Genomic DNA, 7,375 nt, shown 5'->3' with positions numbered 1-7,375 from the left:
GGCGGCGCTGCGCAGCGCCACCAGCGTGCTGACGAGGGCCGCGCGGCGGTCGGTCACGTTCGCCATTTGCTCGAGCAGCGCGCGCACGTTGTTGCCGTCGCCCTTGGCGTAGCCGAATTGCGTGGCGTAGTACGCCGTGTCCACGCCGGGCAGGCCACCGAAGGCCTCGACGCACAGGCCCGCATCGTCGGCCAGCGCGGGCAAGCCGCTCTCGCGCGCGGCATGGCGCGCCTTGGCCAGCGCATTCTCGATGAAGGTGCGGTGCGGCTCGGGCGCTTCCGGGATGTTGAGGTCGGCCTGGCGCACCAGTTCCACGCCCAGCGGCGCGAACAACGCCTGCAGCTCGGCGAGCTTGCCGTTGTTGTTGGACGCCAGCACCAGCTTCATGCCAGCCCCAGCGCCTCGCGCTGCGCCGCCACCAGGTCGGCGATGCCTTTTTCGGCCAGGGCCAGCAGCGTGTTCATCTCGTCGCGCGTGAAGGCCGCGCCCTCGGCCGTGCCCTGCACTTCCACGAAGTGCCCGGCGCCGGTCATGACGACGTTCATGTCGGTGTCGCAGGCCGCGTCTTCCACGTACTCCAGGTCGAGCAGCGGCTTGCCGCGCAGGATGCCGACCGAGATCGCCGCCACCTGGTCGCGGATCGGCGACACGGGCAGCTTGCCTTGCGCCATCAGCTTGGCCACCGCGTCGTGCGCGGCCACGTAGGCGCCCGTGATGCTCGCGGTGCGCGTGCCGCCGTCGGCCTGGATCACGTCGCAGTCCAGCGAGATGGTGCGCTCGCCCAGCGCCTTCAGGTCGAACACGGCGCGCAGCGAACGGCCGATCAGGCGCTGGATCTCCTGCGTGCGCCCGCTCTGCTTGCCCTTGGCCGCCTCGCGGTCGCTGCGGGTGTGGGTGGCGCGCGGCAACATGCCGTACTCGGCCGTCAACCAGCCCTCACCACTGCCGCGTTTGTGCGACGGCACTTTTTCTTCCACCGACGCGGTGCACAGCACCTTGGTGTTGCCGAACTCGATCAGCACCGAGCCCTCGGCGTGGATGGTGTAATGGCGCGTGATGCGCACCGGGCGCAACGCATCGGCGGCCCGTTGGCCGGGTCGGGTCATATCGCTCATGGGAAACCTCGGGAGTTCAGGAATTGCGCTCGGCCGTGCGGCGGATCGCGGCATTGATCTCGGCGATCGAGCGTTCGATCGCCGCGTCGTCCATGTCTTCGATGGAAGGGTCGGGAATGCCCGACTGGATGGTGGAAGCAAACACGCCGTCGTCGATGTCCTCGGTGGAGACGCGGGTGGACTGGAATTCGTCCGCCGTCTCCCACTCCATCGCCAGAACGGTCACATTGTCGCAGCGCGGGCCGCCGCGCTTGAGCGCCATCTCCACCAGCTCGGGCACGGCCTGCTCCAGCGGCCGCTTGGACAGCTCGGACGTGATTTCCTCGTCGCTGACCGTGCCCCACAGGCCGTCCGAGCACAGCAGCACGCGGTCGCCCTGCATCAGGTGGACCGGGCCGGAGAGGTCGAACACCGGCTTGGCGGGTGAGCCCAGGCAGGTGAAGAGGATGTTGCGGTTGATGTGGTCGGTGGCGCGGCCCAGGTGCTGCTGCTGCTCCATGTAGGAGTGGTCGCGCGTGCGCGTGAGCATCTCGCCGTGGCGCACGACGTACAGCCGCGAATCGCCGCAATGCACCCAGTGCACGTGGTTGCGCTCCATCACGGCCGCCACCAGCGTGGTGCGCGGGGTGTCGAGCATGCCTTTTTCGGCGGCGTAGCGGATGATCTGGTGGTGCGCCGCCATCAGGGCGCTGGAGAGGAACTCCGGCACTTCCCGCACCGTGGGGTTGGCGGCCTTCTGGAAATACGCCGAGAAAGTCTGCAGCGCGAGCTGTGCCGCCATCGCACCTTCGGGGTGGCCACCCATGCCGTCGGCCAGCACGAACAGACCCGACTCCCGGGTGTAGGCATAGCCCATTCGGTCTTCGTTGCGCTCCCGGCCCCCTTGGCGGCTGATCTGGTAGACCGAAAACTTCATCGAAACTTGGTCGCGGCGTTGGTGGACTTGCGCAGGGACTTCTTGTTGTCCGACACGATGTTGTCGAACTGCAGCCGCATCTTCTCGGCCACGGTGAGTTTGGTGTAGCTGCGCTCGGTCTCGCGGCTCAGCTCCTTTTGCAGCGCGAACACCGATTGCGGGCGCGACAAGGGGTCCAGCGACATGCACCACTCGACCACCTCGATGAGGTTGTCGGAGTACACGCCGCGCAGGCGCGAGAGCGCCAGCGAAAGGCGGTCCTTCTCCAGCCGCTGCGGCGCGTCGTTGGGCGGGTAGCCCTGCATGCTGGCGTAGATGCAGGCGCCGATCGCGTAGATGTCGGTCCACGGGCCCATGGAAGAGTCGCGCCGGTACATCTCGGGCGCGGCAAAGCCCGGCGTGTACATCGGGCGGATGAAATTGCCTTCCTTGCTCAACACCTCGCGGGCGGCGCCGAAGTCGATCAGCACCGAGCGGTTGTCGTCCGTCACGAAGATGTTGGCCGGCTTGATGTCCAGGTGCAGCATCTTGTGCTGGTGCACGATGCGCAGACCGCGCAGCACCTCGTCGTACAGCGAGCGGATGGTCGATTCGCGGAACACCTTCTGCTTCTTGAGCTCGCGCGCCGTGATGATGAATTCCTGCAGGGACGCGCCCTCCAGGAAGTTCATGACCATGTAGACGGTCTCGTTCTCGCGAAAGAAATTGAGCACGCTCACCACCGACTGGTGGGAGATCTGGGCCAGGGCCCGGCCCTCTTCGAAGAAGCTCTTGAGGCCCAGCCGGTACAGCGACAGCTTTTCCGGCTGCACCTGGGGCAGCAGCTCGCCGGGGCCGCGCGAAGCCAGCGACGAGGGCAGGTATTCCTTGACGGCGACCTGCTGGCCTTCCGTGTCCACGGCCAGGTACACCACGCCAAAACCACCGGCCGCCAGCTTGCGGACAATGCGGTAACCACCGATCACGGTGTCCGGCGGCAGCGGTGCGGGTTTGACCTTTGACATAATTCGGATGGTTTCCGGAACGCCTCGTTTTGGACCACTCACCCTGATGGGCAAAGTTCAATGGCAGTTTACAGCATGACCGGCTACGCCTCGGCCCACTCGGGCGGGTCTGCGGCCCCGGCCAGCGCCGAGTCCAGCCGCGAGTCCCAGGCCGGTGTGGGCGTCGAAATCCGCTCCGTCAACAGCCGCTTTCTCGACCTCACTTTCAAGCTGCCGGACGACCTGCGCGCCACCGAACCCGCGCTGCGCGAACTGCTGGACGCACGCCTCAAACGCGGCAAGGTGGAGGTGCGGGCCTGGATCGAAGGCCGCTCCGACACTGTGCCGCGCACGCCCAGCGCGCTCGACCTGCAGAAACTCGTGGGCCTGCAGGACAACGTGCGCGCCTGGCTGCCCACGGCCTCGCCCCTGTCGGTGGCCGAGGTGCTGCAGCTCACCTCGCGCCAACAGGGCAACCCCGGCGAGTTGAACGAGGCCCTGGTCACCCTCGCACAAACCGCGCTGGACGGCCTTACCAGCGCCCGTGAACGCGAAGGCAAACGCCTGGCCACCATGCTGCTCGACCGCCTGGGTCAGCTGCGCCAGCTTGCCAAGGACGCGCAACCCCTGATCCCGCAACTGGTCGCGCAGCAGCGCCAACGCTTCATCGACCGCTGGAACGAGGCCCTGGGCGCGGGTGCATCCGCCACGGCGCAAGGCAGCGCCATCACCTCCGACATGGCGCAGGACCGGGCCCTCACGGAAGCCACCGCCTTCGCCATCCGCATCGACGTGGCCGAAGAATTGACCCGGCTCGACTCCCACCTGACCGAGATCGAGCGCCTGTTGAAGAAGGGCGCCGAGGTCGGCAAGCGGCTCGATTTCCTGATCCAGGAACTGCACCGCGAGGCCAACACCCTGGGTTCGAAGTCGTCCAACCTCGAACTCACCCGCATCTCGGTGGACATGAAGGTGCTCATCGAACAGATGCGCGAGCAGGTCCAGAACATCGAATGACATACGGCCCCCACGCTCCACCGCTGCGCGGGTCGCTGCCCCCCAAGGGGGCGCGTTTCGCCTTGGGGCGGCCCGGCGGCGAAACCCAACTTCTTGTCTCGTAATGGAATACCCTGGAAACCTGTTTGTCGTCGCGGCCCCCAGCGGGGCCGGCAAGTCCAGCCTGGTCAAGGCCTTGATGGAGCTCGATTCGCGCGTCGTGCCCTCGGTCTCGCACACCACGCGCCCGCCCAGGGGCCAGGAGCTGCATGGCCGGGAGTACTACTTTGTAAGCAAAGAAACCTTCGACCAGATGGTCATCCAGGGGGCCTTCCTGGAGTGGGCCATGGTGCATGGGAATCGCTACGGCACCTCGAAAATGGCCATCGAGCAGCGCATCAACCAGGGCGCCGACGTGGTGCTGGAGATCGATTTCCAGGGGGCTATTCAGGTCAAGCGCATCTTTCCCAACGCCGTGCTGATCTTCATCCTGCCGCCAAGCTGGGAGGAATTGCGCTCGCGGCTGGAGCGCCGGGCGGAAGATACCGCCGAGGTGATCGAATTGCGCCTGCAGAACGCCGCCACCGAGATGGCCCATGCCAGGGAATTCGACTTCGTTATAATCAACGAGTTGTTCGAGCGGGCCTTGTTTGACCTCAAGGCCATCGTCCATGCCCAGCGGCTCAAGTTTTCCGCTCAGCGTATCGCCCGCGGCGATACCTTCCAAGCGCTCAACATCCTCTGATTCACCGCCCATTTCCCGGAGCCCGCCCATGGCACGCATCACCGTCGAAGACTGTCTGGAAAAGATCCCCAACCGCTTTCAGCTCGTGCTAGCCGCGACCTACCGCGCCCGCATGCTGAGCCAGGGCCATGCGCCCAAGATCGAGAGCAAGAACAAGCCCGGCGTGACCGCCCTGCGCGAGATCGCCGACGGCAAGGTCGGCCTGGAAATGCTCAAGAAAGTGCCCCTCTGAGGCCTTTCAGGTCCTTCGAAAGAAAACACCGCGCTGCGGTGTTTTTTTTCGCCCCTGCTCCGGACGTATTCATGCGCCTTGCACAGACTCTGTGCATGGACTCAGCGGGATCCATCGTCTCGCGCTAAAGTATGCAGATGATCACCGAGGCCGACAACGGCACCCTTCAGTCCCCAGCCGAGCAGGCGCATCCGGCCGCGAGCGCCGCTGCGGCGAGCTTTGCCGCGCTGCTGGGCAAGTTGGATTACCTCGGTCCGACCGACATTGAAAGCATCCGCCAGGCCTACCGGTTCGCCGACGAGGCCCACCTGGGCCAGTTGCGCAAGAACGGTGACCCGTACATCACCCACCCGATCGCGGTGGCCGCCCAGTGCGCCGAATGGAAGCTGGACGCCCAGGCGCTGATGGCGGCGCTGATGCACGACGCCATTGAAGACTGCGGCGTGACCAAGGAAGAACTGGTGGAGCGCTTCGGCGCGCCCGTGGCCGAGCTGGTGGACGGCCTCACCAAGCTGGAGAAGCTGGAATTCGACACGCGTGAGCAGAACCAGGCGGAGTCGTTCCGCAAAATGCTGCTGGCCATGGCCAAGGACGTGCGGGTCATCCTGATCAAGCTTGCCGACCGCACCCACAACATGCGCACCATGGGCGACATGCCGCGCTCGAAGTGGCAGCGCATCAGCAGCGAAACCCTGGAAATCTACGCACCCATCGCGCACCGGCTGGGCCTGAACTTCACCTATCGCGAACTGCAGGACCTGGCGTTCCGTTTCCTGCATCCCTGGCGCTACGAGGTGCTCTCCAAGGCCCTCAATAAATCGCGCAACCGCCGCCGCGACCTGATCGCCCGCGTCCAGCGCGAGGTGGAAGCAGACTTCGTGCGGCACGGCATGAGCGTGCGCATCATGGGTCGGGAGAAGACGCTGTATTCGGTCTACCGCAAGATGGACAACAAGCACCTGTCGTTCTCGCAGGTCACCGACATCTACGGCTTTCGCATCATCGTCCCCGAGCTGACCGACTGTTACACCGGGCTGGGCGTGCTGCACCAGCTCTACAAGCCGCTGCCGGGCAAGTTCCGCGACTACGTGGCCATTCCCAAGGTCAACGGCTACCAGTCGCTGCACACCACGCTGATCGGCCCCTTCGGCACCAACATCGAGTTCCAGCTGCGCACGCACGCCATGGACGTGGTGGCCGAATCGGGGGTGGCCGCGCATTGGCTCTACAAGGCCAGCGAACCCAACAGCGACACTTCGCAACGGCTGGGCACGCAATGGCTGCAGTCCTTGCTGGACATCCAGCAGGAAACGCGCGATGCGGCGGAGTTCTGGGACCACATCAAGATCGACCTCTTCCCCGATGCGGTCTATGTGTTCACACCCAAGAGCAAGATCATGGCGCTGCCGCGCGGCGCCACCGTGATGGACTTCGCCTACGCCATCCACAGCGACGTGGGCAACCACACGGTGTCGGCGCGCATCAACGGCGAGCAGCGACCGCTGCGCACCGAGTTGGCGAATGGCGACGTCGTCGAGATCGTCACGGCCGAGAAGGCCGAGCCCAACCCGACCTGGCTGTCCTTCGTCAAGACCGGCCGGGCGCGCTCGAAGATCCGGCACCACCTCAAGACGGTGGCACAGGAGAAGTCACACGAGCTGGGCGAACGCATGCTCGGCCAGGCCCTGCGCTCCGAAGGCATCGCGACCCTGCCGTCCGAAGTGGGCCCACACCACGCGACCTGGGAAAAACTGCTGCGCTTCACCGGGAACAAGTCGCGTGCGGAGCTGCTGTCGGACATCGGCATGGGCAAGCGCATCGCCAGCATGGTGGGCAAGAAGCTGGCCGTGCTGCTGGCCGAAACCGGCCTCAAGCCCGACGCCCTGCTGATCAGCACCGAGCGCTACGCCAGCGGCCGGGACGAATCGGTCTCGCAAGGTGTGGTCACGCTCGACGGCAGCGAGGGCCTGTCGGTGCAGTACGCGCCCTGCTGCAAGCCGATCCCGGGCGACCGCATCGTCGGTTACCTCGGTCGTGGCGAGGGCCTCGTGGTGCACGCGGACGACTGTCCCACCGGCAAACGCCTGCTCTTGCGCGATGGCGAACGCTTCCTGGAAGTCGAGTGGGCCGACGAACCCGTGCGCTCGTTCGACACCACGGTGATCGTGACCGTCACGAATGGCAAGGGGGTGCTCGCGCGCGTGGCGTCCAGCATCGCAGCGGCCGAAGCCGACATCACCCATGTGGACATGGGCGATGAACCCGCCCAGACCGCGACGGACATCCGTTTCTCGGTGGCAGTGCGCGACCGCCAGCACCTGGCCGATGTGTTGCGCAGCCTCAAACGCACCACCTCGGTCATCAAGGCGCAGCGCTACAAGCCCTGAC

8 protein-coding genes are annotated in these 7,375 nt (G+C 65.7%); 4 read left to right on the top strand and 4 right to left on the bottom strand.

Annotated elements, in window-relative coordinates; all coding sequences use genetic code 11:
* The 4 genes from AC3WPZ_RS00740 to AC3WPZ_RS00725 all read right to left on the bottom strand — a co-directional run.
* Nucleotides 1-387, bottom strand: a 387-nt coding sequence (locus tag AC3WPZ_RS00740; protein ID WP_492437749.1) for a non-canonical purine NTP pyrophosphatase, incomplete at its 3' end; no start/stop codon positions are given.
* Complete coding sequence (gene rph / locus AC3WPZ_RS00735) at nucleotides 384-1,064, bottom strand: ribonuclease PH (RefSeq protein ID WP_382325701.1); 681 nt, start codon at nucleotides 1,062-1,064, stop codon at nucleotides 384-386. The genes AC3WPZ_RS00740 and rph, both read right to left, overlap by 4 nt.
* A gap of 67 nt (nucleotides 1,065-1,131) precedes the next feature.
* Complete coding sequence (locus tag AC3WPZ_RS00730; protein ID WP_204733641.1) at nucleotides 1,132-2,031, bottom strand: PP2C family protein-serine/threonine phosphatase; 900 nt, start codon at nucleotides 2,029-2,031, stop codon at nucleotides 1,132-1,134.
* A complete protein-coding gene (locus AC3WPZ_RS00725) occupies nucleotides 2,028-3,035 on the bottom strand; it encodes a serine/threonine protein kinase (protein ID WP_066268004.1) in 1,008 nt (335 codons plus the stop codon). Before AC3WPZ_RS00725 ends, AC3WPZ_RS00730 begins: the two co-directional genes overlap by 4 nt.
* Nucleotides 3,036-3,095: 60 nt before the next feature.
* Here AC3WPZ_RS00725 and AC3WPZ_RS00720 point away from each other — a divergent pair, with 60 nt between their 5' ends.
* From AC3WPZ_RS00720 to AC3WPZ_RS00705, 4 genes are all read left to right on the top strand, one after another.
* Nucleotides 3,096-4,031, top strand: a complete 936-nt coding sequence (locus tag AC3WPZ_RS00720) for a YicC/YloC family endoribonuclease (protein WP_492437747.1) — start codon at nucleotides 3,096-3,098, stop codon at nucleotides 4,029-4,031.
* Nucleotides 4,032-4,134: 103 nt separating this feature from the next.
* Complete coding sequence (gene gmk / locus AC3WPZ_RS00715) at nucleotides 4,135-4,755, top strand: guanylate kinase (RefSeq protein WP_382155690.1); 621 nt, start codon at nucleotides 4,135-4,137, stop codon at nucleotides 4,753-4,755.
* 28 nt (nucleotides 4,756-4,783) lie between these two features.
* Nucleotides 4,784-4,987 (top strand): DNA-directed RNA polymerase subunit omega, encoded by a 204-nt coding sequence (gene rpoZ, locus AC3WPZ_RS00710; RefSeq protein ID WP_066268010.1) that lies wholly within the window; start codon nucleotides 4,784-4,786, stop codon nucleotides 4,985-4,987.
* Between the two features lie 137 nt (nucleotides 4,988-5,124).
* Nucleotides 5,125-7,374, top strand: a complete 2,250-nt coding sequence (locus tag AC3WPZ_RS00705) for a RelA/SpoT family protein (protein ID WP_444687500.1) — start codon at nucleotides 5,125-5,127, stop codon at nucleotides 7,372-7,374.
* Nucleotide 7,375 lies beyond the last annotated feature (1 nt).

It is taken from the genome of Hydrogenophaga sp. FW305-3-2-15-A-LB1, from assembly GCF_058787875.1.
The sequence above is the reverse complement of the archived record's forward strand: the minus strand, read 5'-3'. Positions and strand labels throughout refer to the sequence as shown.

What these genes read in the sequence shown, in the direction of transcription:
- AC3WPZ_RS00720 (WP_492437747.1), top strand. Translation starts at nt 3,096, where the DNA reads ATGGCAGTTTACAGCATGACCGGCTACGCCTCGGCCCACTCGGGCGGG.
- AC3WPZ_RS00705 (WP_444687500.1), top strand. Translation starts at nt 5,125, where the DNA reads ATGATCACCGAGGCCGACAACGGCACCCTTCAGTCCCCAGCCGAGCAG.
- gmk (WP_382155690.1), top strand. Translation starts at nt 4,135, where the DNA reads ATGGAATACCCTGGAAACCTGTTTGTCGTCGCGGCCCCCAGCGGGGCC.
- rpoZ (WP_066268010.1), top strand. Translation starts at nt 4,784, where the DNA reads ATGGCACGCATCACCGTCGAAGACTGTCTGGAAAAGATCCCCAACCGC.
- AC3WPZ_RS00730 (WP_204733641.1), bottom strand. Translation starts at nt 2,031, where the DNA reads ATGAAGTTTTCGGTCTACCAGATCAGCCGCCAAGGGGGCCGGGAGCGC.
- AC3WPZ_RS00725 (WP_066268004.1), bottom strand. Translation starts at nt 3,035, where the DNA reads ATGTCAAAGGTCAAACCCGCACCGCTGCCGCCGGACACCGTGATCGGT.